This is a genomic window from Streptomyces sp. NPDC046805, from assembly GCF_040645355.1.
Lineage (GTDB): Bacteria > Actinomycetota > Actinomycetes > Streptomycetales > Streptomycetaceae > Streptomyces.
Genome location: NZ_JBEYYC010000012.1, coordinates 176,014 through 198,283, shown reverse-complemented (window position 1 = coordinate 198,283; position 22,270 = coordinate 176,014). Strand labels below are relative to the sequence as shown.

Here is a 22,270-nt window from a genome sequence, read left to right as displayed (position 1 = left end):
TCTGGAGCAGGCAGGCATCTCCCGTCGGCCGCGGCCGCGCCGCCTGCATGGGCCTGGCCACCGCGATTGGATACGCCCTGACCTCGGCCCCGATGAAGTCCGCCACCGACACCCTCGGCCACGAGGGCGTCGTCGCCTTCTTCGCCTCATGGCAGACGTACGCCTTCGCCGCGGTGGGCGCATGCGCGCTGTTCCTGCTGGAGAACACCATGCAGTCCGGCCCGCTGGTCGCCTCTCAGCCGGCCCTCACCCTCGCGGACGCCCAGGTCAGCCTCGCCCTGGGAGTGCTCCTCTTCCGCGAGGACGTGCGCGGCGGTTGGTGGCCGGTCTGCCAACTGCTCGGCCTCGCGCTGATCGCGGCGGGCGTGGTCCGCCTGTCCCGCACACCCGCGGCCCGTCCCGTGCGAAACAGCGCCGATACAATGGGCTAATGCAAAAACGGGCTACAACTGTCGAGCCTGCGGTGGCCGGGGTGCCACCGGAGGACCTGATGATCGCCGTGGAGCAGTTGGTCCGTTACGTGCGTAAGAGTGCCACCGCGGGCGGGCTGAGCACCGCCGCGTCCTCCGCGCTGGGCCGCCTGGGCCGGGAAGGCCCCCAGCGGCTGACCGTGCTGGCCCGGGCCGAAGGGGTCTCCCAGCCGAACATGACCCAGCTCGTGACCCGGATGGAGCGGGCAGGACTGGTGCAGCGGGTCGCGGACAGCAGCGACGGCCGGGTGGTGCTGGTGGAGGCCACCGACAGCGGTCTGGAGATCTTCCGTCAGCGGCACGCCGAGCGTGCTCAGGCCCTGCAGCGGCTCATCGAGGAGATGCCCGAGCCGGAACAGCACGCGGTGAAGGTGGCGCTTCCGGCTCTGGCCCGCACGATCCAGGATCGTCAGGCGCGCTCCTGAGCCGGCTGTTCGGCATCGGCAGCCCTCTGCTCGACATCAGCACTCCGCCGTTCGGCATCGGAGGTCAGCCCTCTGTGCGTCACCGGTTGCCGGCTCCGGTCATCCGGTATCGGCCGACGACGTGCTGCTAGCCGATCGCGGATGCCAGGCCCTCCACGGTATGGGTGACGTGGGCGAAGGCCTCACGGTCGTACGCCCTGGACGGTGCGGTGTCCGCGAGTTCGACGCTCAGGAGGGCGTGCAGTTCGGCGGTGAGCCCGACCTCCGGCATCCTGCCGGTCTCCGCGGCTGCGGCCAGTTCGGACAACTCCTGCTGCAGGGACTCCGCGTAGCGCGCGGCGGAGCGGACCCCCGGCTGTCGCGGACCCCGGCTGATGGGCGGCCAACAAGGCCGAACCCGGGATATACATAATTCATGTATATAATGAGCGCATGCAATCGCGGGCGCAGGAGGAGGAGCGGATCACCAGGACGCGCGAGACCTGCTGAGCGACATCGGCCGACTGACCCGCACGATGTACCGGATCGGCGACTTCGGGGTGCCGCACAGCCACGTCAACGTGCTGACCGCCCTGGAGACGGGGCCGCACCGGGTCAGCACCCTGACCCTGCCCACCGGACTCACGCAGCCGCGGGTCACCGTCCTCCTCCAGGAACTGGAGGAGGACGGACTGGTGGAGCGCCGGCGCTCCACCGACGACCGGCGCGTGACCAACGTGTCTCTCACGGAGCAGGGCCGGGACCTTCTGCGGCTGGGGCGTCAGCGCATCGCCGCCGCCCTGCTCGCCACGCTGGGCACGACCGCCGATGACACCGAACGCATCGGCTCCACCGCCCGTGAGACCGTCCTGAACCTTCTCAACGCACTGGAATCCGAGGTTACTTGAGTACTCCGCCCACATTGTCGGCCACCGTCTCCGCTCCCGCGCGGACGTCTCCCCCGCCGGCCACGCCGCCCAGACCCCCTCAGGGCACGCTCGCTCCCGGCCGGGTCGGCGGGCCCCGCCGCTGGTGGGACTGGGCGCTCGCGGCCGACCCCGGGCTCGGCCAGGCACAGGCGGGCTGGCGCACCCTGGTCTCGATGATCACCGCCCTGGCCGTGAGCCATGCCGTGTCCCGCTTCCTGGACCTCCCTTCGATGCTGGGCATGACGCTCGGCGGCGTGCTGGGGCTGGTGAGCGCCTTCCTGGTCGCCGAGAACAGCCGAACGCGGCTTGCGCGCGCCCTCCTGTGGATGCCGGTCCCGTGCTGCGCCGCGCTGTCGGTGAGCACCTGGCTCCACCCTCACCGGGTCCTCGGCCTGTGCCTGCTCGCCGCGGGACTCGTCGTCGTGACGGTGCTGGGCCGGTTCGGACCCCTCGGGTTGCTGACCGGCATGCAGGTGTTCGTCGCCCTCGTGGTGGGAGAGATGGCGGTCGTACCGCTGTCGGAGGGCGGCCCGCTGTTCGTCGTCGCCCTGGTGACGTCGGTGGCCCTGCTGGTCGTCCGCTTGCTGCTCTGTCACCCCATGCCGCGCGAGGACCTGCTGCGCACGCAGCGGGCCTTCGTCATCGAGGCACGCAGGGTCGCCGACGCGGCGGCCACCGCCCTGGACCCGGACGCGGACCGATCCGTCGCGATCACGCGCATGGAGCACGCCCTGCGCCGGCTCAACATGACCACGCTGATCATCGACGGACGGCTCGCGCAGCCCGAGGTGGCCGCCGACCCGCAAGCCGCCGAACTCCTGCATCAGTATCTGTTCGACGCCGAACTCGCCCTCCAGGGCATCGGGGAGGCCGTACAGCGGATGTCTCGCCACCAGGTGCCGCCCGCGCTGCGGGAGACCCTGGTCGTCGGCCTGGTCATCGCGCGCGACACCCCCCTGGGCCGTACCGACGCCCTTCGGCCGGCCGCCGAGCTGATCCGCAGCCAGGCCGTGAACCTGCCGAGGGGTACGGACCAGGACGACGAGGTGCGCGCACTGGCCCGACGGGTCGGCGACCTGCTGGAGACGCTCGCCGACTCGCTCGCCTCCTGGCTTCGGCTCGGCTGGAACACACCCACCGCTCGCGCCAAGGTTCCCTTCCAGCCCACCGTCGCGCTGGAGAACGGGCGCCCGGCCGGAACCGGACCGGCTGCCCGGCGCGTCGTGACCGCACACGGCAGCCGGGGCCTTCGGCGGGCCGTGCCCGCGCTGCGCGCGCCGCTTCAGGCCGCCGTCGCCGGCGCGCTCATCCTGCCGCTCGCCGATGCCGTCAACCCGGACCGTTACTACTGGGGAATCATCGGCGCCATGGTCGTCATGCAGGGGACCAACACGACGCGTGAGCGGCTGCGCAAGCTGGGGCACCGGGTGCTGGGCACGGTCGCCGGGGCGGTGATCGGCATCGCTCTGCTCCACCTCACCGGCCACGGCCACATCTACTGGACCCTGCTGGTCATCGTCGCCGGGCTGACCGTCAGCATCGCGTGCGTGCAGCGCCGGTACGCCTACATGGTCACCGGACTCGTGGTCGCGCTGGTGCAGGTGTACGGGCTGGCCACGTCGTACGACGCGATGGACCGGCTGCTGACGGACCGGCTGGTCGACAACGTGCTGGGCATGCTGGTGGCTACCGTCTGCGCCGTACTGATCTTCCCGGTGTCCACCCGGAAGGTCGCCCGCGAGGCCGCGCACGGCTATCTGTCCGCGCTGGAGGAGCTGATCGCCCAGCTCGCCGACGAGTGGAGGAACCCCGGGGCCCCGGTGCGGCCGCGCGGTGCGGCGCGCGCCGTGGAGGCGGCTCTGTACCAGATGAAGAGCGTGCACCAACCGCTGGTCAGGATGCCGCGCGGAACGCGGGGCCGCGGCGCCGACCACCTGCTCGGCCTGCTCGTCACGGCCACCCGGCACGTGCGGTCGCTCGCCGCGATCGCGGACGTCGGCGGGGACCTGACCCCGCGGCTGCGCGCCGACGTCGAGCGCATCACCGAGGTCCTCACCACGTCCCTGCGCACGCTCGACCAGCAGATCACCACCGGCGGGCGCGAGGGAATCTGGGTCCGCATCAGCCCGATGGTCTCCGAACTGAAGTCCGTCCTGCACCCACCGGCGGGACCACGTGCCGACCGCCTGTACAAGGCGTTGAGCGAACTCGCGGCACTGGACGAGGCGCTGGCGAGCCTCGCCCAGGAGCGGGGCCTGGCCATCGCCACACCGTCGCTGCCGGCCCCCGAGCCCGCCCTGACGGAAGGCGCCCGGCCGGTCCGGGCCGCGGTCCTCGCGGCCGCGCCGGCCATCGCCACTCCTGCCGACGACAGTTGGACGGTGACCCTGCGGGGCTCGGTGCGCTGCCCGGAGCACGGCCGGTGCGAGGCGTGGGTCACCGTGGTGGACGCCCGGGGCAAGCGCCGGGCGCAGGTGCAGGCGGTCGACGGCGGCTACACCGTCCCCAGGCTGTCACCGGGCGCGTACACGCTGGTCGTCTCCAGCCCGGCGCACCCACCGCGCGCGGAATCCCTGCTGGTCTACCAGCCGGGCCCGGACCTGCGGCGCGACATCACTCTGTCCCCCGGGGAGTCGGATGCCTAGGAGCCGGCGTTCCAGGACGCGATCAGCCGGTGTGCGTCGACGGGCTCGGAGCTCGGCGTCGCGGGGCCGCGTCCGGGAGTTCGGCTGAGGCGCGGCGCGGGCGAGGGGTACGCCGTCCACACCTCCGGCAGGCCTGCCGCCCGAGTCGTCGACGCCCAAGACGTGGCCCGGCGGACACATCACTGCGTCACCCATGTCGTCCATCCTCACTTTTCCTCCTGTCGCGCGCGTGCCGCTGGGGCACGGTGAAGGTGAGTTCCCTGCTGTCGGCGCGAAGCCGGGCCGCCGAACAGGCCGCTGCACTGGGCGACGTCCAGGGTCTCGCCGTCGGCGACATCGGTGCTGCGCAGCGTGAACCGCGGCACCTCCGGCAGCACGCTGTAGGGATCGAAGGGGTGGGACATGCGCGTCTCCTTGGTCCGTGACCCCCCGCAGCGCCCGGCAGACGGGAGCCGTTCTCACTCATCTTCGCCGCGATGCCTCACTCGGGTTTGCTTCACCGTACACACAGATGCATAATGTCGTTATGCATGAATGGGGTGAGGAGGACTCCGGCCCATCGACGGAGGACTTGGTCATCGCCGCGGAGCGGATGATCAGGTACATGCGGCAGAGCGCCAGCGCGGGCGGCCTGAGCACGACCGCCTCCGCCGTTCTCGGCCGCCTGGGCCGTGAAGGCCCGCAGCGACTGACCGGCCTCGCGCGGGCCGAAGGCGCGTCGCAGCCGAACATGACCCAGCTCGTCACCCGCATGGAGCGGGCGGCTCTCGTACGCCGCGTCGCCGACGCCAACGACGGCCGGGCCGTGCTGGTGGAGGCCACCGACACCGGCCTGGAGCTGTTCCGGCAGCGGCGCGCGGAACGCGCTTACGCCCTCGGCCTGTTGGTCGAGGAACTGGCCGAACCGGAGCGGCAGGCAGTGAAGATCGCGCTGCCCGCCCTGGCCCGCGCCATCCAGGACCGCCCCGTCCGCTCCTGAGCACCTCACCACGCACGCGCACCTGTCCGCTCGTCCGCTCGCTTTACCCGCCTTCATACGCTGGGGAGAAACGCACATGAGTGCACCGCATGGAAAGGCTGCCAGTCCGTTCAAGCAGCCGAAGGCCGTCTGGGCCGTCGCGTTCGCCTGCGTGATCTCGTTCATGGGCATAGGCCTGGTCGACCCGATCCTGCCCGCCCTGGCCGAGAACCTGCACGCGACGCCGAGTCAGGTATCGCTGCTGTTCAGCAGCTACCTGATCGTGACCGCGGTCGCCATGCTCTTCGTGGGCTGGGTCTCCAGCCGCATCGGCGCCAAGCGCACCCTGGTCGTCGGCCTGATCATCATCGTCGTCTTCGCCGCCCTGGCCGGTGCCTCCGGCTCGATCAACGGCATCGTCGGCTTCCGCGCCGGCTGGGGACTCGGCAACGCCATGTTCATCGCCACCTCCCTGGCGGTCATCGTGGCCTCCGCGAGCGGCGGATTCGGCGGCGCGATCATCCTGTACGAGGCCGCCCTCGGCCTCGGCATCGCCGTCGGCCCGCTGCTCGGCGGCGAGTTGGGCGCCATCAACTGGCGCGGCCCGTTCTTCGGCGTCGCCGTCCTCATGGCCATCGCCCTGGTCGCCACCCTCGCCTTCGTGCCGTCACTGCCCAAGCCCAAGCGCGTCACCTCCCCCATCGCCCCGCTCAAGGCCCTGCGCCACCGCGGCCTGCTGACCATGGGCATCATGGCGCTGCTGTACAACTGGGGCTTCTTCACCATGCTCGGCTACGCCCCCTACCCGATGAAGCTGAACGCCCATGAACTCGGGCTCGTCTTCACCGGCTGGGGCCTGCTGGTCGCCGCGTTCAGCGTCTTCTTCGCCCCGCGCCTGCAGGCCCGCTTCGGCACCGCCCCGGTCCTGTACGCCAACCTCCTCTGCCTCGGCATCGTGATGGCCGTCATCGCGTCCGGCGTCGACAACCCCACCGTGGTGATCGTCGCCGTCATCGTCAGCGGCGCCTTCATCGGCATCAACAACACCCTCACCACCCAGGCCGTCATGCTCGTCTCCCCGGTCGAGCGTCCGGTGGCCTCCTCCGCCTACGGCTTCCTGCGCTTCATCGGCGGCGGTCTGGCTCCGTACGTCGCCGGCAAGCTCGCCGACGCCGGCGGCCTGAGCGTGCCCTTCTACCTCGGCGCCGCCACCTTCGTCATCGCCATCCCCGTCCTGGCCAGTGGCCACGGTCTGCTGCGCCGGGCCGAACAGCACACCGGCGAGGGCGAGTCCATCGCCCCGACCCTCACCCCGGTCGGCAGCGTGACCGACGGCGGCACGCCTCCGGTCATCGTCGCCGTCGGTGCCCACGACCAGGCCGCCGTGATCGTCGACGCCGCGGCCCGGCTCGCCCGCGACACCGGAAGCCCGCTGGAGGTCGTCCACGTCCAGCAGACCGCCGTGGTCGAGGAACAGGCCGTCGACATCGAGACCACCGACCAGGCCCGCGCCGCCGTCACCGCCCATCTCGACCGGCTCACCGCCCAAGGCGTCGCCGCCACCGGGCAGATCCTCACGAGCGTCGGCGACCACGCCGCCGCCGGCCGCGCCCTGGCGCAGCACGCCTCCAACGTGAAGGCCCGCGCGGTCGCCGTCGGCCGCTCGCCGCGCGGCCCGCTCGTCCAGTTCGCGGACGGCAGCTTCACCAGCGCGCTCACCCACACCTCCACCTGCACGGTCGTCCTGGTCGCGCCTGACAGCAGGCCCCGGGACCTGACCTCGGAAGCCCTGGCGGAGCTGCGCAACAGCGCGGTCTGACACAGGCCTTCACCTCCTCACACCCAACTCACGGGCCGCGGTGCACTTTTGTGCCGCGGCCCGTTTCCGTGAGGGCCCGGTATTCCCGTGACCGACGTTGGGAGACATCGGCCCTCGGCGCGGGGCGACCGATCGCGAGCGCGCGGCGGCCGCTCTCGACGACGTCGGTGTACGAGCGAGTGCCCCGCGCTTCGGCCGCACCCACCACGACGACGTCATGCAGGCTCGGCACGGCGGCGCTCGACCACCGGCCGGGGCCCGCCTCGTCGATCTCGGGGCAGAGCGACCGGAGGGCGTCGAGGCAGTCGTGCCGCCGGCAGGCGCAGCTCGCGTATGACCCGTTCCCTGATGGAACAGCACATCCTCGACAGCGCCGACCACCTCATCGAAACCCTCGAAGAACGCGGCCTCTGGAAGGAAGAGCAGGAAGAGGCCGTGTCCTGAACAACCCGGTCGGGCCGCGTATCCCTGGCATCGCGTCAGGTCGACGACCACCTCCATGAGGGCGTCCGTTCCGCAGCCGCCGGGAAGCCTGCTCCATTTCAGTGAAGCACTGCACGAGGGGGGCGGCATGTGCGGGCATGGTGGCCCCACGCATAGCCGGTGCCCGAACTATGTAGTCCCACCACATGTGCGCCTGACCTGCGTGTTCCTACGGTGTGCCGACACGTATCCGTCCCGTCGCACCTCGAGGAAGTGGCGCACATGGCATCCCCGGCAACCGCTCCCCCAACACCCGCGAAGCTCCCGAGGATCGTCGCCGCGAGCCTCATCGGCACCACCATCGAGTGGTACGACTTCTTCCTGTACGGCTCGGCCGCCGCGCTCGTCTTCAACTCGGTGTTCTTCCCCGACTCCGATCCGCTCGTCGGCACCCTGCTCGCGTTCCTGACCTATGCGGTCGGGTTCGCGGCGCGGCCGCTGGGCGCTCTCGTGTTCGGGCACTACGGGGACCGGCTCGGCCGTAAGAAGCTGCTGGTGCTGAGCCTGCTGATGATGGGCGGCGCGACGTTCGCGATCGGTCTGCTGCCTTCGTACGCGAGCGTGGGGGCCGCCGCGCCCGTGCTGCTGACCGTGCTGCGTCTCGTCCAGGGATTCGCCCTGGGTGGTGAGTGGGGCGGGGCCGTCCTGCTGGTGTCCGAGCACGGGGACGCGCGCCGGCGCGGGTTCTGGGCCTCGTGGCCGCAGACCGGGGCGCCGGCGGGACAACTCCTGGCGACCGGTGTGCTGTCGCTGCTCACCGCCACGGTGACGAACGACGCCTTCGGTGCCTGGGGCTGGCGGATTCCGTTCCTGCTGTCCGGCGTGCTGGTCGGTGTCGGTTTGTGGATTCGTCTCTCTGTGGATGAATCGCCCGTGTTCCGTGAGGCGTTGGAGCGGGCCGAGGCCCACAAGGAGGAAGCGGAGAAGCTGCCGCTCGTGTCGGTGCTGCGGTACCACTGGCGGGACGTGCTCGTGGCGATGGGCGCGCGCATGGCGGAGAACATCAGCTACTACGTCATCACGGCGTTCATCCTCGTCTACGCCACCGAGTCGGCCGGGGTCTCCAAGCAGACGGCGCTGAACGCCGTGCTCATCGGCTCCGCCGTGCACTTCGTCGTCATCCCGGCGTGGGGCGCGCTGTCGGACCGCTTCGGGCGCCGCCCGGTCTATCTGCTGGGCGCGGCCGGGATCGGCCTGTGGATGTTCCCGTTCTTCGCTCTCGTCGACACCGGTACCTTCGTCAACCTGGTGTTGGCCGTGACCGTCGGCCTGGTGCTGCACGGCGCGATGTACGCACCCCAGGCCGCCTTCTTCTCCGAGATGTTCGCGACCCGGATGCGCTACTCCGGTGCTTCCATCGGCGCCCAGTTCGCCTCCGTCGCGGCCGGTGCCCCCGCACCGCTCATCGCCACCGCGCTGCTCGCCGGCACCGGCGGCTCGACCTGGATCGCCCTGTACGTGATCGCGGCGGCCGTGCTGACCCTGATCGCCGTGGGGGTGGCCCAGGAGACCCGGCACCGGGACCTCAGCTCGGTCGAGGCCAACACGGCGTCCGGCCCGAAGACGGAGACGGCCACGAACCGGTCGGCGGACGCGCCCACCGTGTGACCGGCCGCTGCCGCATCGGCCCCCGTACGCTCGTCCGTGCGGGGGCCTTTGCCGTTGGGGCCATCAGTGTCGTGGTGGTATCGCCAACCAGTGCAGTCGCAGGGCCAGTTGGATCTCCAGGGCGCGGGCGGGGGCCTGCCAGTCGTCGCCGAGGAGGCGGCCGATGCGCTCCAGGCGCTGGGCGACCGTGTTCACGTGCACATGGAGTTCGTCCTTCGTGCGGGCCGGGCTCATGCCGCAGGCGAAGTACGCATCCAGGGTGCGCAGCAGTTCCGTACCGCGCCGCTCGTCGTACGCCACCACCGGGCCGATGGTGCGGTCGACGAAGCCGGTGACGTCGCGCTCGCCGGCGAGGAGCAGCCCGAGGAAGCCGAACTCCTCTACCGCGGCGCCGTCTCCGCGGCGGCCGAGCAGACGCAGCGCGTCGAGGCAGCGGCGGCCCTCGGCGTAGGCGGCGGGGAGGGTGTCGGCGTGGCGAAGGAGGTCGGCGAGGGGAGCCGAGGCTCCGACGGTGACCGCTTCATGGACGGACGTGCCCAGTTGACGGGCGGTGCGGCGGGCCAGCTCCGTGGCGGTGTCGCCGGGGGCGAGGGGCAGCAGCAGGACGGTGCCGCCGTCGCGGGCGGCGGCCAGGCCGTGCCGGGTCGCGGCGAGGTGGGACGCGGCGGACCACAGGCGGCGGCGCGCGGCGGCCTCCTGTTCGGCGTCGGTCGTGGAGCCGTCGATGCGGGCCGCGAGGACGACGTGGACGGCGTCGAGGTCGGCGTGCAGCCGGGAGGCGCGGTCGCGCAGCAGACGCGGGTCCCGGTCGCGGCCCTCGAGAAGGTCGTCGAGGAGCTCGCCGCGGACGCGCTGCTCGGCCTCGGCGGCCGAGCGGCGGGCGAGCAGGAGCAGCGAGGTGACCATCGCGGCCCGTTCCAGGGTCAGTTGGTCCACGGGGTCTAGGCCCGGGTGCCCGCCGAGCACGAGCGCGCCGAGGAGTTCGCCTCCGGCGGCCACCGCGGCGATCCAGTCGTCGCCGTGCCGTACCGCGTGGCCTTCGGCGCGGGACGTCTCGAGTGCCTCGGGCGGTGCGGTGCCGGTCTCGGTGAACTCGACCGTCCCGTCGAGGACTTCCGAGACCGCGGCGGCGACGTCGTGGACCCCGCCGCCGCGCAGCACGAGTTCGGCGAGCCGGTCGTGGACGTCCGAAGCGCGCTCGATGACGGCGCTGCGGTCCCGGATGATCGCGTTGGCGCGCTCCAGGCCGGCCAGGGCCGAACGGGTCTCGGTGAGCAGGTTCGCGGTGTCGATGGCGGCCGAGGCAAGCGCCGCGAACGAGCCGAGCAGCGCGATCTGTTCGCGTTCGAAGACCCGCGCGCGCCGGTCCGCCGCGTACAGCACGCCGATGACGTGCGGACCGAGCATCAGCGGCACGCCGAGGATGGCGACCAGGCCCTCGTCCCGCACGGCCGTGTCGATGGTGAGCGTGTGCTGGAAGCGGGCGTCCTTGAAGTAGTCGTCGGTGACGTACGGCCGGGCCGTCTGGGCGACGAGTCCGCCGAGCCCCTCCCCCATGCCCAGGCGCAGCTGCTGGAAGCGGGCGGCGACGGAACCCTCGGTCACCCGCATGTAAGTGTCGCCGTGGGCCGGGTCGTTGAGGCTGAGGTAGGCGACGTCCGTGCCGAGCAGCGAGCGGGCGCGCTGCACGATCGCCTGCAGTACGGCGTCCAGGTCCCGCAGGCCTGCCAGGTCGTGTGCCGTCTCGAAGAGCGCGGACAGCTCCGCCTCGCGCCGCCGGCGACCCTCCAGCTCCGCGCGCACCCGTAGCGCGAGCAGCTTGGCGTGCTCCAGCGCCGCGATCCGGTCGGCGCTCCGGGCCTCGGCGCGGGCGAGCAGCACCGGTTGCTCGTACGCCTCGGCCGGGGCGCCACGGGCCAGCAGCTCGAGGAACGGCATCTCGGCGGCGCCGTCGGACGGGACGACGGCGCTGATCGGCACCCCGGCGGTGGGGGCGGGGCGCCCGGCGGACTGCACGTGATCACGAGACATGCTCACAGGATTCCGCATCGTCCGTCCGTCCCGTCAGAGCTGTGGACAACTTCCGGGCCCTGGGGCTCCGGGCTGCTCAGTGGGCAGTCCAGCCGCCGTCGAGCACGAGGGAGGTGCCGGTGAGGAAGGACGCCTGCGGGCTGCACAGGTAGGCCACCGCCTCGGCGACCTCGTCCGGTTCGATGAGCCGCTTGAGGGCGCTGTCCTTCAGGAGCACCTCGGACACCACACGCTGCTCGGGGATGCCGTGTGCCTGCGCCTGGTCGGCTATCTGCTTCTCGACCAGCGGGGTGCGCACATAGCCGGGGTTCACACAGTTCGACGTGACGCCATGGGGCGCGCCCTCGAGCGCGGCGGTCTTGGACAGCCCCTCGAGACCATGTTTGGCCGCCACATAGGCCGACTTGTAGGCGGAGGCGCGCAGACCATGGACGGAGGACACATTGACGATGCGGCCCCAGCCCTGCCCGTACATGTGCGGCAGGGCACCGCGGATGAGCCGGAACGGTGCCTCCAGCATCACGGTGAGGATGGTGTGGAAGACGTCGGGCGGGAACTCCTCGATGGGGCGCACGAGTTGGATCCCGGCATTGTTGACCAGAACGTCAGTTCCGGCCGCGGCGAGTTCGGCGGCGTCCAGGTCGGTGAGGTCCAGGACGTGCGGTTCGATCGTGCCCGCCAGGTCGCCGGCCTGCTCGGCCAGCGCGTCCAGCCCCGCCGCGTCCCGGTCGACGGCTCTCACCTTGGCCCCGGCGGCCGCCAGCCGCAGCGCGCAGGCGCGGCCGATCCCACTGGCGGCACCGGTGACGAGGGCGGTTCGGCCGCCGAGGTCGAGCGAGAGGGCGTGGGGGCCGGGCAGGGCGTGGGGCGACGTCATGCGTCGAGCCTAGGCAGCACCGTTGCCTGGCCACATGTGGTTGCGCCCCATACTTCAGTCAAAACTCGTAGGCGCGAACCATGTGGGTTCATCAGACAGGGCCTGCTTGATCCGGATGAGTTGATGGTCGTCCATCTTCGGTAGCGCGTCCACCTCGAACCAGCCGACGTCCAGGGACTCGTCGTCGTTGACGCGCGCCTCGCCGCCGATCGCCCGGCAGCGGAAGGTGATGTCCATGAACTGGCAGATGTCGCCGTTGCCGAAGGTGACCGGCTCCCCGGACTTCACCATGACGACCCGTTCGGCGACACACCGCACGGCCGACTCCTCGTACACCTCCCGCACGGCGCACGCGGCGGGCTGCTCGCCGGGCTCCGGAATGCCGGAGAGAACGGCCCACTTGAGGTTGTCCGCGCGCTGCCCCAGCAGGACTCTGCCCCGGTCGTCGAAGACGACGGCGCTGACTCCGGGAAGCCACAGCAGTTGGTGGCCGGCGGAAGCGCGGATCGCGCGGATGAAGTCAGGAGTAGCCATGGAACCGACCCTAACGGGCCGGTTCCGTTACCCCGGAGGCAAATGGCCGGTCGAGCGGCCTCGGCGTCATACGGGGGTGCGCCCCGCTCGTGTGGCTACGCGTCAGCCGCGCGGCGGCGGCGTACGCCCGCCCCGATCGCCCAGCCGAGGCCGCCCGCGGCGACCAGCACCAGGGCGATCTCGGGCAGGATGCCCAGCTTGGTGGCGGGTGTCTCGGAGGAGCGCAGCGGGATCTTCTGGACCAGGTAGGCGGGCACGAACATGCCGGTCTTCTGGGTGATCCGCCCGTCCGGCATGATGACCGCGCTGACGCCACTGGTCACCGGAACGGTCACGGTCCGGCTGTGCTCGACGGCACGGATGCGGGACATCGCGAGCTGCTGGTAGGTCATCTCGCTGCGGTCGAAGGTCGCGTTGTTGCTCGGTACGGAGATGATCTGCGCGCCGTGGGTGACGGTGTCCCGCACGGCCCAGTCGAAGGCGGCCTCGTAGCAGGTCGCGAGGCCGACCTTGGCGCCGTGGATGTCGAAGACGCCCGGCTCACGGCCCCGGCTGAAGTCCTGGCGGACCATGCCGGTCCAGTTCTTGTTGATCGCCCCGATGACCGGCCGCAGCGGAAGGTACTCGCCGAACGGCTGGACCTGCCGCTTGTCGTACGTCTGCGTGGGCCCCTTGGCCGGATCCCACAGGATCTGCTCGTTCAGCAGCTTGCCGTCCTTCTCGACGACGCCCCCGACCGAGACGGGCACGCCGACGGCCTTGGCGGCGTCGTCGATGACGAGGGCGGCGTCGGGGTTGGCGAAGGGGTCGATGTCGGAGGAGTTCTCCGGCCACAGCACGAAGTCGGGCTTGGCGACCTTGCCGGCCTTGATGTCGTCGGCCAACTTCCATGTCTCGCGCGCGTGGTGGTCGAGCACGGCACGCCGCTGTGCGTTGAACTCCAGCCCGGAGCGCGGCACGTTGCCCTGGATGACCGCGACGGTGACGGAGCCGTCCTCGGCCTTGTCGCTCACGAGCGGGCGGGCGGCCACCGCTCCCGTCACCGGAACGGCCACGCTCAGCAGGGCCGCGGCCGCGGCTCCCTTACGGACGGCGCGGTTGCGGCGACCCTCGACGAGCAGCCGCCCGGCCTCGTACAAGCCGAATCCGCACAGGACGACGGCGAATCCGAGGACCGGAGTCCCGCCGACCGCCGCGAGCGGCAGGAAGACACCGTCCGCCTGACCGAACGCGATCTTGCCCCAGGGGAAGCCGCGGAAGGGCACGCGCGCGCGTACCGCCTCGCCCGCCGTCCACACCGCCGCCGCCCACAGCGGCCAGGCGGGCAGCTTCGACACCGCCGCGACGCCCACACCGACGAGGGCGACGAAGACCGCCTCGATGGCGACCAGCGCGAGCCACGGTCCGGGGCCGACCTCGACGCCGGTCCACACCAGCAGCGGCAGCAGGAAGCCGAGGCCGAAGAGATAACCGAGGCCGAGGGCCGCCTTCCAACTGCGGCCGCGCAGCACCCAGGCGAAGCCCGCGAAGGCGGGCAGGGCCAGCCACCAGAGGGTGCGGGGCGGGAAGCTCGTATAGAGCAGCACCCCGCAGAGCACGGCGACAGCGGCGGGGACCAGACGCCGGAGCCGGGCCCCGCGCGCGGGAGGCGCGGGCTGCGGCTGGAGCTGATCCGACTGGTCCACGGAAGGAGCGGTGACGGTCACGCGGGGAGTCTACGGCGGGTGACCTTGGTGCCGACAGTACGGTCCGGGTGCCTGCACGCGCTGCTGTGGCGGCCCGGGACGCACATGGTTCCTGCGCACCTTGTCCACAAAACGGTGACCACCCGTTACGGTGTGCCGGAGCCCGCGTCGCGCGGCCGGTCACGGCACGCGCGCGGGGTCTGCCACAGGTCGGGGGACTGGGTACGGGGGGGCGACGGGTGAGATCGACGGAGATGGCGTCCGTAGCCGAGGCCGACTCGGTCAGCGACAGAGGAAACGTTTCCGACGTGGTGGGCATGGCCGTACTCGGGGCCTGCGCCGCGTGGGCCCTGATCACCGCCGCGGCGCACGACGGCCGGCCGGAGGGGGTCCTGCTCGCCGTGCTCGCCGTGACCGCCGGCTACGCCTGGGGGCGGATCACCGGCACCCTCCTGCCGGTCGCCGCGCCCTGCGCCGGGGCACTGACGGGGCTCGGCCTGGCCGTCTCCCTGCCGCAGTTCGCCCCGGGACCCCAGTTCACCACCCCTCTCGGCGACGTCGGCGCGACGGCCGCGCTGCTGACCCTCGCCACCGGAGCGGCGTGCTGTGCCGCCTGGGCCGCGACCGCCCCGGCGGTGCGCGTCGCCCTGCGCGCACTGGCCGCCGGGATCGTCGCCACCGCGGCCGCCATGGGCTCGACCGCCGGATGCGCCCTGGGCGCCACCGTCCTGCTGTGCTCACTCGCCGCCGGCCGGATGCGCCGCCGCGGCCCGGGCATCGTGAGCCTGGCCCTGGCGACGGTCCTGGTGGCCGGGGCGTGCTGGGTGATCGCCGCGCACGCCCTGCCGGACGGCCTCGCCCTGCCGCTCGAGGACCGGCTGACCCCGCGCCGCGTCCAGCTGTGGCACGACGCCCTCCACTCGGTGGCCGCGGCCCCGGAACTGGGCGTGGGTCCCGGCCGCTTCGGCGAGCTGGGCTCCGCCGCGCCGCAGGCGCTCCTGCACGACGGCAAGCCGCACTCCGCGCCGCTGCAGCAGGCGGCCGAGCAGGGGCTGATCGGCCTGGTGCTCCTGGCGGGGGCGTACTGCTGGGTCCTGTACGCCCTGTGGCGCACGCCCCGCCCGACGCCGATCGCCCTCACCACGGGCGCGGCCCTGACCGCGCTGGCCGCGATCGCGACGGTCGGCAACGCGCTGAGCTTCACCACGGTGTCGGTGGGAGCGGGCGTACTGGCCGGTCTGGCCACGGCACGCCCACTGACCGGCGACCTCCCTGAACGGTGAGCCTGGGCAAGCCGGGAATGCACCTCGGCGAGCGGACACCGTCACCACGGGAGATGTCAGTGGGCTGTGCCCGCCGTGTTCGTCCGCAGCCGGTCCCTTATGACCCGCACCGCCGACTCCGCGTTGTCGACGGTGATCGTGAACGTGTGGCCGTCCCACAGCCGGAGGACGACGCCCTCGCCCCGGCGTACGACGACCGCGGTGCCCTTCTCTGGGCGCCAGCGGTAGCCCCAGCCGCCCCATTGACGCGGGGTGACGAGCGGGGCGAACTCCGCGCCCGCCACATGGGTGAGCGGGATACGGCGGCGCGGCACGCCGATATGGCCGCAGCGCACCTCGAGACAGTCCTTGTCGAGCTTCAGGTCGACGTGCACGAACGCGAGGGTGCCGAAGAGGACCATGAGTCCGGCCGCGATGCAGCCGACGACGGCCATGGCCAGCGGGGCGATGCCGGACGTCCAGGCGGACTCCACGGCCAGCTCGATCCCGAGCGCCATACAGGCGGCGCCGACCAGCGCCAGCAGCCACTGGATCCGGTTGGTGGCCCGGCCGGTCCACACCTCGGGGTGTGTGGTGCCGTCGCCATGGGGGTCGTGGGGGTGCTCCCTCATGCCTACGAGGTTACCCAGGTTTCCGCTGCGCGGGCAGCGCGTTGCGGAGGGTGACGGGTCCACGAGGTGACCGTCCGCGGGTGGAGAAGCCGGCCGGTGGCCGTGCCCGGATGTCAGCGAGCCGAGCTGAGGGCCTGCAGCAGCTGGCCCTCCTCGTAGCTCAGCGCGGTGGCAGGCAGCTCCGCCTCGCGTCCGCTGAGCAGCACCGTGAGCGAGCCGGTGGCCGGTGCCTCGGGAACGGGCTGCTCACCGATCCGGCGCAGCCCCTGGGCGACGACCGCCCCGGCGGTGCCGTGCAGCATCAGGGGCGGGCGGCCGGGTCGCTGCACCGCCGCGCGGATCCGCTCGGCGACCAGTTCGTAGTTGGTACAGCCGAGGACGAGTGTGGTGATGTCGTCGGGGGTGCGCGCGGCCGCCGCGGCGACGGCCGCCTCGATCGCGGCCTCGTCGGCGTGGTGCACGGCGTCCGCGAGTCCGGGACAGGGCACCTCGGCGACGTCGACACCCGCGGCGAACTCCTCGATGAGTCCGCGCTGGTAAGGGCTGCCGGTGGTGGCGGGCGTCGCCCAGATCGCGACCGGGCCGCCGCCCGCCGCGGCCGGCTTGATCGCCGGGACCGTGCCGATGATCGGCACGTCGGCCTCGAAGCGGGCCCGCAGCTGGGGCAGGGAGTGCACGGAGGCCGTGTTGCAGGCGACGATCAGGACGTCCGGGCGGTGCTTCGCGGCGGCCCCGGCGACGGCCAGGGCGCGCTCGGTGATGTCCTCCGGGGTACGCGGCCCCCACGGCATTCCGTCGGGGTCCCAGGAGAGGACCAGATCCGCGTCGGGCCGCAGACGGCGTGCCGCGGCAGCGGCGGGGAGCAGGCCGATTCCGGAGTCCATGAGCGCGATCTTCACCCGGCCACGATAGACGATGCGCCGCACCGGGCCGGTCGGGTGGGGGAGACTGCGCGGGTGAGCGCCATCGTGTGGATCGCCGTCGTGTCACTGGCCGCCTGGCTGTGGCTGCTGCTCTGCCAGGGCCTTTTCTGGCGGACGGACGTCCGGCTGCCGCCGCGACGGGACCCCGGCGCGTGGCCGTCCGTGGCGGTCGTCGTACCGGCCCGCGACGAGGCCGCCGTACTGCCGATGAGCCTGCCGTCGCTGCTGGCGCAGGACTACCCGGGGCGGGCGGAGGTCTTCCTGGTCGACGACGGCAGCTCGGACGGCACCGGGGAACTGGCCCGCGAGCTGGCCCGCCGCCACGGCGGGCTGCCGCTCACGGTCGGCTCCCCCGGTGAGCCGCCCGCCGACTGGACGGGCAAGCTGTGGGCGGTGCGTCACGGCATCGCGCTGGCACGCGCGCGTGACCCCGAATACCTCCTGCTGACGGACGCGGACATCGCCCACGCGCGCGACAGCCTGCGGCAGCTGGTGGCGGCGGCGCGCACCGGGGGCTTCGACGTCGTGTCGCAGATGGCCCGGCTGCGGGTGGAGAGCCTGTGGGAGCGCCTGGTCGTACCGGCTTTCGTCTACTTCTTCACGCAGCTGTATCCGTTCCGCCGGATCGGACGGCGCGGGGCGCGGACGGCGGCCGCGGCGGGCGGCTGCGTCCTGTTGCGTGCGGACACGGCGGAGCGGGCCCGGATTCCGGACGCCATCCGCCGCGCCGTCATCGACGACGTGGCCCTCGCCCGGGCCGTGAAGGGCGGCGGGGGCCACATCTGGCTGGGGCTCGCCGAGCGCGTGGACAGCGTGCGTCCCTACCCGCGATTGCACGATCTGTGGCGGATGGTCTCGCGCAGCGCGTACGCCCAGCTGCGGCACAGTCCGCTGCTGCTGCTCGGCACGGTCGCAGGGCTGGCGCTCGTGTACCTGGTGCCGCCCGCCGCCGTGGTGGCGGGCGTGGCCGCGGGACGTACGGCGGCCACGGTCACCGGCGCCGCGGCGTGGCTCGTGATGACGGCGACGTACCTCCCGATGCTCCGCCACTACCGCCAGCCCCTGTGGTTGGCTCCCCTGCTGCCGCTCACCGCCTTCCTGTACCTCCTCATGACGGTCGATTCGGCGGTGCAGCACTACCGGGGGCGCGGGGCGGCGTGGAAGGGCCGTACGTACGCCCGCCCGGACGCCGTGCCCGACGAGGGCTGACTCAGTCCGCGTCGGAGGTCGTCTCCGGTGGTCATTTCCGGCCGGGGGTCCAATTCATGCCCCACCCGTAGGCGCGGTCGATCGTCCGTTGCGGGCTGACCCGGCGCTCCGGGACCAGGTAGCGGGCCTCGCGGTGGACGACGAGGTCGCCGTCCGTGCGGGTGATCAGGGCGAGCGCGCACACCGTCGACGGGACAGTGCACTCGTCGAGCGAGAAGTCGACGGGGGCGCCGTGCTGGGGCTGGAGGGTGACCGTGGCGTGCAGGTCGGCGAAGGAGCCGGCGCCCTCGTAGAGGGTCACGAACACGAGAATGCGCCGGAAGTCCCGCGTGTGGTCGAGGTTGACGGTGAGGTTCTCGCCGCCGGCCACGGCGCCGGTGCGGTCGTCGCCGTCGAGATGGATGTACGGCGGCCGGTGCAGCGATCCGAAGGCGTTGCCGAGGGCCTGTACGACGCCCTTGCGGCCGTCGGCGAGTTCGTACAGGGCGCACAGGTCGAGGTCGAGGTTCCCGTGCCCGGCGCCCCTCCTGCCGCTCCACCCCGAAAGCTGCTTGCGCATCTGCCAGTTGAGGTTGACGCGCAGGGCACCGGACGTGCCGCCCTGCTTGGCCAGCGACACGGAAGGGGCCGCCTTGGTGAGCGTCACTTTGCCGAGGCGGACGGGCGCCGAAGGAGCGGCGGGCGGGGCAGTCGGCGCCGGCGAACCTGCCGTGTGCCGGGGCTCGTCGACGGTGATGCCGAAGTCCGTCGCCAGGCCCTCGAGTCCGCTGTCGTAGCCCTGGCCCACGGCGCGGAACTTCCAGGCGCCATGGCGGCGGTAGAACTCGCCCAGCACGAAGGCGGCTTCCACGGTGGCGCCGGGGTCGTCGAAGCGAGCGATCACATCGCCCCGGGCGGCGTCCCGGACCTCGATGTACAGGCCGGGCACCTGCCCGAAGGTCCCGCCGTCCGCGGAGGCGGCGAGGACGACCCGCTCGACGGAGCTCTCCACGCGCGCGAGGTCGACGACAAGGGTGTCGGTCACCTGCTCTCCGGCGCTCCGTTTCCCCTCGTGCCGTACCGCGCCGGAGGGATGCGCCGGCTGGTTGCAGAAAACGAAGTCGTCGTCGGAGCGGACCTTTCCCGCCACCAGCAGCAGCGCCGAGGCGTCCGCGTCCGGGACGCCGGGTCCGGAGCGCCACCCCAATTCGACGCGCAGGGCCGTCGTCGGCACCGGCGCATTCGACCCCTTCGACATCGACATGTCAGCCCCCATCACGCGTCTCCGTCCCCTCACGCGCCATTGATCCGGCCGCCCGGCCGTCCGTTGCCGCCCGGGCCCTCCCCTGTCATCCCTTGCCGTCCGGCGCCGCGTCTACCCGCTCCCCGCCCCCGGGGTCTTCCGTGGACCCGCGCGGAGTCGCGGAACAACCCTGTGAACTGCCTGAGCGACCCGGAAAGGGCAGCGGCCAACTCCCGGTAATCCGCTGGGAACTCGCCCTTTACACGATCTAAACCTCGATCGCCGTCCTTTTTTGCCGAGTTCGCTCGGATTGGGGATCCCGCGTCAGCACCGACACAGGAAAGAACCCTCTTATCGGTCTCCCCAACCAGCACATCGTGGGCTTAACTTATGTGCCATGACCTCCCCCCGCTCCACTTATGGCGGCGGCTACTACTCCGCCTCCTTCCCGGACACTCCGATCTACGACTCGCTCGTGGCCGAACGGGGCACCCCGCAGATCGCCCCGATCCGGGTGCCCGCCGCCTACGACGCGCCGTCCGTCAGCAACCTGCCCGCGCTGCCCTCGGCACTCCCCGCGCTCCCGGCGGCACCGTCCCAGCCCGCCCCTGCATACGGCTACCCGCAGGCGCAGCAGCACGCTCCGATGCAGCAGCCGCCCACGGCCTACATCCCGCAGCAGGCCGGCGCCCCGCGTGCCTATCCGGGCGCGCAGGCCCAGCCGCCGCGGCCGATGGCTCCGGGCACCGGCTACGAGGCGATGCGTCCCGCGGCTCCCCGCCCCGCTTCCCCTCCCTACCAGGACCCGTACAACAACCAGCAGTACCGCGGCTACTGACCGGCGCCCCGCTGTCGGTGCCGGCTGGCACGATGGCGTCATGGGGAAAGCCGAGCTTTGGTCGATTCACGTCCATCCGGTCAAGGCGTTCCGGGGCTTCGCGCCCCGGGAGGCCGCGGTGGAGCCCTGGGGGCTCTGCGGAGACCGGCGCTGGGCGCTGATCGACGACGGGGGAAAGGTCGTCACACAGCGCGAACAGCCGCGTCTGGCACTGGCCGCCGCCGGGCTCCTGCCCGGCGGCGTTCGCCTGTCCGCGCCCGGGCGGGAGACCGTCACGGTGGCCGTTCCGCACACGTCGGGCACCGTGACGGTGAACATCTTCGGCACCAAGGTGGAGGCCGTTTTGGCCGAGGAGGCCGCCCACGCCTGGTGCAGCGAATATCTCGGGACCGACGTGCGCCTCGTGCACCTGGACGATCCGGGCAGGCGCCGCCCCATCGACCCGGACTACGCGCTGCCGGACGAGACGGTGAGCCTCGCCGACGGATTCCCGCTGCTCCTCACCACACAGGCGTCCCTCGACGCTCTCAACGCACTGATCGCGCAAGGCGATCACGCCCACGAGGGGCCCTTGCCCATGAACCGCTTCCGGCCGAACGTGGTCGTGGCGGGCACGGAGGCCTGGGCCGAGGACAGCTGGTCGCGCATCGCCATCGGCGAGGTCGTCTTCCGGGTCGCCAAGGTGTGCGGGCGGTGCGTCGTGACCACGACCGACCAGGACACCGCCGAGCGCGGCAGGGAGCCCCTGCACACCCTGGCCCGTCACCGCCGCTTCGGCGGCAGCCTGGTCTTCGGCCAGAACCTGGTACCGCAGTCGACCGGCACGATCCGGGTCGGGGATCCGGTGCGGATCCTCGCGTAGCACTCCACGCGGTGGGGCTCTCCGACCGGCGGGAAGGCGGGCGCGATCAGGTCGTCGCGCGGGGAACCCGGCGCCGGGATCCGGTCGTTGAGACGTCGTGAGAAGTTCACGCAGGACCCCGGTCAGAAGTCAGAGGTGATTTCGCTCTCTCTTCTACCGGTCCGCGCGTGAACGGCTCCGCCGGGGGCTATCACGGAGCCTGAAGGGGGGTACGGAACGGTGCGAGCAATCAGCGGTCTCTGGCGCTGGCGGCACAATCCGCTGCGCCGCACGACCGATCTGACCGAGGCGTGGGTGGCCCTTGCGGCCTTGCTGCTGATCATGGCGGCCGCGCCGGTGATCGGTTCGCTCGTCGGCACGACGACACAGGATTCCCTCCAGCGTGCCGTACGGGTCCAGATGCACTCCCGTCACCGGGTCACGGCCACGGTGGTGAGCAGACTGGCCGGCGCCGTGCCGGAGCCCGACCCCGACACGGCCATCACGCACGGCGCCCGCAGCCGCGTCATCGCCGACTGGGCGGCCCCGGACGGCACCCTGCGGCAGGGCGCGGTCCTGACGAACCTCAAATCCCCGCACCGCGGCGACCACTTCACGATCTGGACGGATGGGCACGGACGAATAATCGGCCGCCCGCTGGACTCCACGACGGCGACGACACACGCCTTGCTCGCCGGGTTCGGCGCGGCAGCGCTGACCGCCGGCCTGGTCGAGCTCGGCAGGCGGCTGATCGTCTGGCGCATGGTCCGCCGCCGGTACGCGCGTTGGGACCAGGCCTGGGACCGGGCGGGCCCGGACTGGGGCAAGGCAGGCACCGGCAGCTGACGGCCTTCCACCTCTGGTCAACCCACCCCCTGAGCGCACGCTACGGTGGAGCGG

At 72.1% G+C, this 22,270-nt stretch carries 20 protein-coding genes and 1 pseudogene; 12 read left to right on the top strand and 9 right to left on the bottom strand.

Going from position 1 to position 22,270, the window contains the following annotated elements:
- Window positions 1-20 precede the first annotated feature (20 nt).
- Both ABZ910_RS15790 and ABZ910_RS15785 read left to right on the top strand, forming a co-directional pair.
- Window positions 21-431, top strand: a pseudogene (locus ABZ910_RS15790) (hypothetical protein); the annotation flags it as partial.
- A complete protein-coding gene (locus ABZ910_RS15785) occupies window positions 431-895 on the top strand; it encodes a MarR family transcriptional regulator (protein WP_361364321.1) in 465 nt (154 codons plus the stop codon). The pseudogene ABZ910_RS15790 and the gene ABZ910_RS15785, both read left to right, overlap by 1 nt.
- 127 nt (window positions 896-1,022) lie before the next feature.
- Here the strand turns inward: ABZ910_RS15785 and ABZ910_RS15780 are convergent, their stop codons facing one another.
- A complete protein-coding gene (locus tag ABZ910_RS15780; protein WP_361364319.1) occupies window positions 1,023-1,202 on the bottom strand; it encodes a hypothetical protein in 180 nt (59 codons plus the stop codon).
- A gap of 208 nt (window positions 1,203-1,410) precedes the next feature.
- Here ABZ910_RS15780 and ABZ910_RS15775 point away from each other — a divergent pair, with 208 nt between their 5' ends.
- On the top strand, window positions 1,411-1,782 hold the full coding sequence (locus ABZ910_RS15775) for a MarR family transcriptional regulator (protein ID WP_361364316.1): 372 nt from the start codon (window positions 1,411-1,413) through the stop codon (window positions 1,780-1,782).
- 14 nt (window positions 1,783-1,796) lie between these two features.
- Complete coding sequence (locus ABZ910_RS15770; RefSeq protein WP_361364313.1) at window positions 1,797-4,448, top strand: FUSC family protein; 2,652 nt, start codon at window positions 1,797-1,799, stop codon at window positions 4,446-4,448.
- A gap of 206 nt (window positions 4,449-4,654) precedes the next feature.
- Here ABZ910_RS15770 and ABZ910_RS15765 read toward each other — a convergent pair whose 3' ends face one another.
- A complete protein-coding gene (locus ABZ910_RS15765) occupies window positions 4,655-4,852 on the bottom strand; it encodes a hypothetical protein (protein ID WP_361364310.1) in 198 nt (65 codons plus the stop codon).
- A gap of 122 nt (window positions 4,853-4,974) precedes the next feature.
- Between ABZ910_RS15765 and ABZ910_RS15760 the strand changes: the two genes are divergently transcribed.
- From ABZ910_RS15760 to ABZ910_RS15750, 3 genes are all read left to right on the top strand, one after another.
- Window positions 4,975-5,427, top strand: coding sequence for a MarR family transcriptional regulator (locus tag ABZ910_RS15760; protein ID WP_361364307.1), 453 nt, complete (start codon window positions 4,975-4,977; stop codon window positions 5,425-5,427).
- Window positions 5,428-5,503: 76 nt separating this feature from the next.
- The gene (locus tag ABZ910_RS15755) at window positions 5,504-7,225 is read left to right on the top strand and encodes an MFS transporter (RefSeq protein ID WP_361364304.1); all 1,722 of its coding nucleotides are present in this window, start codon (window positions 5,504-5,506) and stop codon (window positions 7,223-7,225) included.
- A 705-nt stretch (window positions 7,226-7,930) separates the two neighbouring features.
- Window positions 7,931-9,316 carry an MFS transporter gene (locus ABZ910_RS15750; protein ID WP_361364301.1) on the top strand — a complete coding sequence of 462 codons (1,386 nt, stop codon included), beginning with the start codon at window positions 7,931-7,933 and terminating at the stop codon, window positions 9,314-9,316.
- Between the two features lie 63 nt (window positions 9,317-9,379).
- On the opposite strand, the gene ABZ910_RS15745 is transcribed toward ABZ910_RS15750, so the two are convergent.
- The 4 genes from ABZ910_RS15745 to lnt form a co-directional block, all read right to left on the bottom strand.
- Window positions 9,380-11,347: a GAF domain-containing protein gene (locus ABZ910_RS15745; RefSeq protein ID WP_361364298.1), complete on the bottom strand. Its 1,968-nt coding sequence runs from the start codon at window positions 11,345-11,347 to the stop codon at window positions 9,380-9,382.
- Between the two features lie 76 nt (window positions 11,348-11,423).
- Window positions 11,424-12,224 (bottom strand): 3-hydroxybutyrate dehydrogenase, encoded by an 801-nt coding sequence (locus tag ABZ910_RS15740; protein WP_361364296.1) that lies wholly within the window; start codon window positions 12,222-12,224, stop codon window positions 11,424-11,426.
- A 54-nt stretch (window positions 12,225-12,278) separates the two neighbouring features.
- Window positions 12,279-12,758 carry an NUDIX domain-containing protein gene (locus tag ABZ910_RS15735; RefSeq protein ID WP_361364293.1) on the bottom strand — a complete coding sequence of 160 codons (480 nt, stop codon included), beginning with the start codon at window positions 12,756-12,758 and terminating at the stop codon, window positions 12,279-12,281.
- 95 nt (window positions 12,759-12,853) lie between these two features.
- Entirely contained in the window at window positions 12,854-14,464 is a 1,611-nt protein-coding gene (gene lnt / locus ABZ910_RS15730) for an apolipoprotein N-acyltransferase (RefSeq protein WP_361364290.1), read from the bottom strand.
- 233 nt (window positions 14,465-14,697) lie between these two features.
- On the opposite strand from lnt, the gene ABZ910_RS15725 reads away from it, so the two are divergent.
- A complete protein-coding gene (locus ABZ910_RS15725; RefSeq protein WP_361364287.1) occupies window positions 14,698-15,726 on the top strand; it encodes an O-antigen ligase family protein in 1,029 nt (342 codons plus the stop codon).
- Between the two features lie 56 nt (window positions 15,727-15,782).
- Here ABZ910_RS15725 and ABZ910_RS15720 read toward each other — a convergent pair whose 3' ends face one another.
- Together ABZ910_RS15720 and ABZ910_RS15715 are read right to left on the bottom strand one after the other, a co-directional pair.
- On the bottom strand, window positions 15,783-16,337 hold the full coding sequence (locus ABZ910_RS15720; protein ID WP_361364284.1) for a hypothetical protein: 555 nt from the start codon (window positions 16,335-16,337) through the stop codon (window positions 15,783-15,785).
- A gap of 113 nt (window positions 16,338-16,450) precedes the next feature.
- Window positions 16,451-17,236 (bottom strand): aspartate/glutamate racemase family protein, encoded by a 786-nt coding sequence (locus ABZ910_RS15715; protein WP_361364281.1) that lies wholly within the window; start codon window positions 17,234-17,236, stop codon window positions 16,451-16,453.
- A 57-nt stretch (window positions 17,237-17,293) separates the two neighbouring features.
- Here ABZ910_RS15715 and ABZ910_RS15710 point away from each other — a divergent pair, with 57 nt between their 5' ends.
- Window positions 17,294-18,469: a glycosyltransferase gene (locus ABZ910_RS15710; protein WP_361364278.1), complete on the top strand. Its 1,176-nt coding sequence runs from the start codon at window positions 17,294-17,296 to the stop codon at window positions 18,467-18,469.
- A 31-nt stretch (window positions 18,470-18,500) separates the two neighbouring features.
- Here ABZ910_RS15710 and ABZ910_RS15705 read toward each other — a convergent pair whose 3' ends face one another.
- On the bottom strand, window positions 18,501-19,706 hold the full coding sequence (locus ABZ910_RS15705) for a TerD family protein (protein ID WP_361364358.1): 1,206 nt from the start codon (window positions 19,704-19,706) through the stop codon (window positions 18,501-18,503).
- Between the two features lie 382 nt (window positions 19,707-20,088).
- Here ABZ910_RS15705 and ABZ910_RS15700 point away from each other — a divergent pair, with 382 nt between their 5' ends.
- The 3 genes from ABZ910_RS15700 (at window position 20,089) to ABZ910_RS15690 (ending at window position 22,216) form a co-directional block, all read left to right on the top strand.
- Window positions 20,089-20,529, top strand: a complete 441-nt coding sequence (locus ABZ910_RS15700; RefSeq protein ID WP_361364275.1) for a DUF6643 family protein — start codon at window positions 20,089-20,091, stop codon at window positions 20,527-20,529.
- Between the two features lie 40 nt (window positions 20,530-20,569).
- Entirely contained in the window at window positions 20,570-21,391 is an 822-nt protein-coding gene (locus ABZ910_RS15695; protein WP_361364272.1) for an MOSC N-terminal beta barrel domain-containing protein, read from the top strand.
- A 219-nt stretch (window positions 21,392-21,610) separates the two neighbouring features.
- Window positions 21,611-22,216, top strand: coding sequence for a hypothetical protein (locus ABZ910_RS15690; protein WP_361364270.1), 606 nt, complete (start codon window positions 21,611-21,613; stop codon window positions 22,214-22,216).
- Window positions 22,217-22,270: the final 54 nt, after the last annotated feature.

What these genes read in the sequence shown, in the direction of transcription:
- ABZ910_RS15785 (WP_361364321.1), top strand. Translation starts at nt 431, where the DNA reads ATGCAAAAACGGGCTACAACTGTCGAGCCTGCGGTGGCCGGGGTGCCA.
- ABZ910_RS15775 (WP_361364316.1), top strand. Translation starts at nt 1,411, where the DNA reads ATGTACCGGATCGGCGACTTCGGGGTGCCGCACAGCCACGTCAACGTG.
- ABZ910_RS15765 (WP_361364310.1), bottom strand. Translation starts at nt 4,852, where the DNA reads ATGTCCCACCCCTTCGATCCCTACAGCGTGCTGCCGGAGGTGCCGCGG.
- ABZ910_RS15760 (WP_361364307.1), top strand. Translation starts at nt 4,975, where the DNA reads ATGCATGAATGGGGTGAGGAGGACTCCGGCCCATCGACGGAGGACTTG.
- ABZ910_RS15755 (WP_361364304.1), top strand. Translation starts at nt 5,504, where the DNA reads ATGAGTGCACCGCATGGAAAGGCTGCCAGTCCGTTCAAGCAGCCGAAG.
- ABZ910_RS15750 (WP_361364301.1), top strand. Translation starts at nt 7,931, where the DNA reads ATGGCATCCCCGGCAACCGCTCCCCCAACACCCGCGAAGCTCCCGAGG.
- ABZ910_RS15745 (WP_361364298.1), bottom strand. Translation starts at nt 11,347, where the DNA reads ATGTCTCGTGATCACGTGCAGTCCGCCGGGCGCCCCGCCCCCACCGCC.
- ABZ910_RS15740 (WP_361364296.1), bottom strand. Translation starts at nt 12,224, where the DNA reads ATGACGTCGCCCCACGCCCTGCCCGGCCCCCACGCCCTCTCGCTCGAC.
- ABZ910_RS15735 (WP_361364293.1), bottom strand. Translation starts at nt 12,758, where the DNA reads ATGGCTACTCCTGACTTCATCCGCGCGATCCGCGCTTCCGCCGGCCAC.
- ABZ910_RS15725 (WP_361364287.1), top strand. Translation starts at nt 14,698, where the DNA reads ATGGCGTCCGTAGCCGAGGCCGACTCGGTCAGCGACAGAGGAAACGTT.
- ABZ910_RS15720 (WP_361364284.1), bottom strand. Translation starts at nt 16,337, where the DNA reads ATGAGGGAGCACCCCCACGACCCCCATGGCGACGGCACCACACACCCC.
- ABZ910_RS15705 (WP_361364358.1), bottom strand. Translation starts at nt 19,706, where the DNA reads ATGTCGAAGGGGTCGAATGCGCCGGTGCCGACGACGGCCCTGCGCGTC.
- ABZ910_RS15700 (WP_361364275.1), top strand. Translation starts at nt 20,089, where the DNA reads ATGACCTCCCCCCGCTCCACTTATGGCGGCGGCTACTACTCCGCCTCC.
- ABZ910_RS15695 (WP_361364272.1), top strand. Translation starts at nt 20,570, where the DNA reads ATGGGGAAAGCCGAGCTTTGGTCGATTCACGTCCATCCGGTCAAGGCG.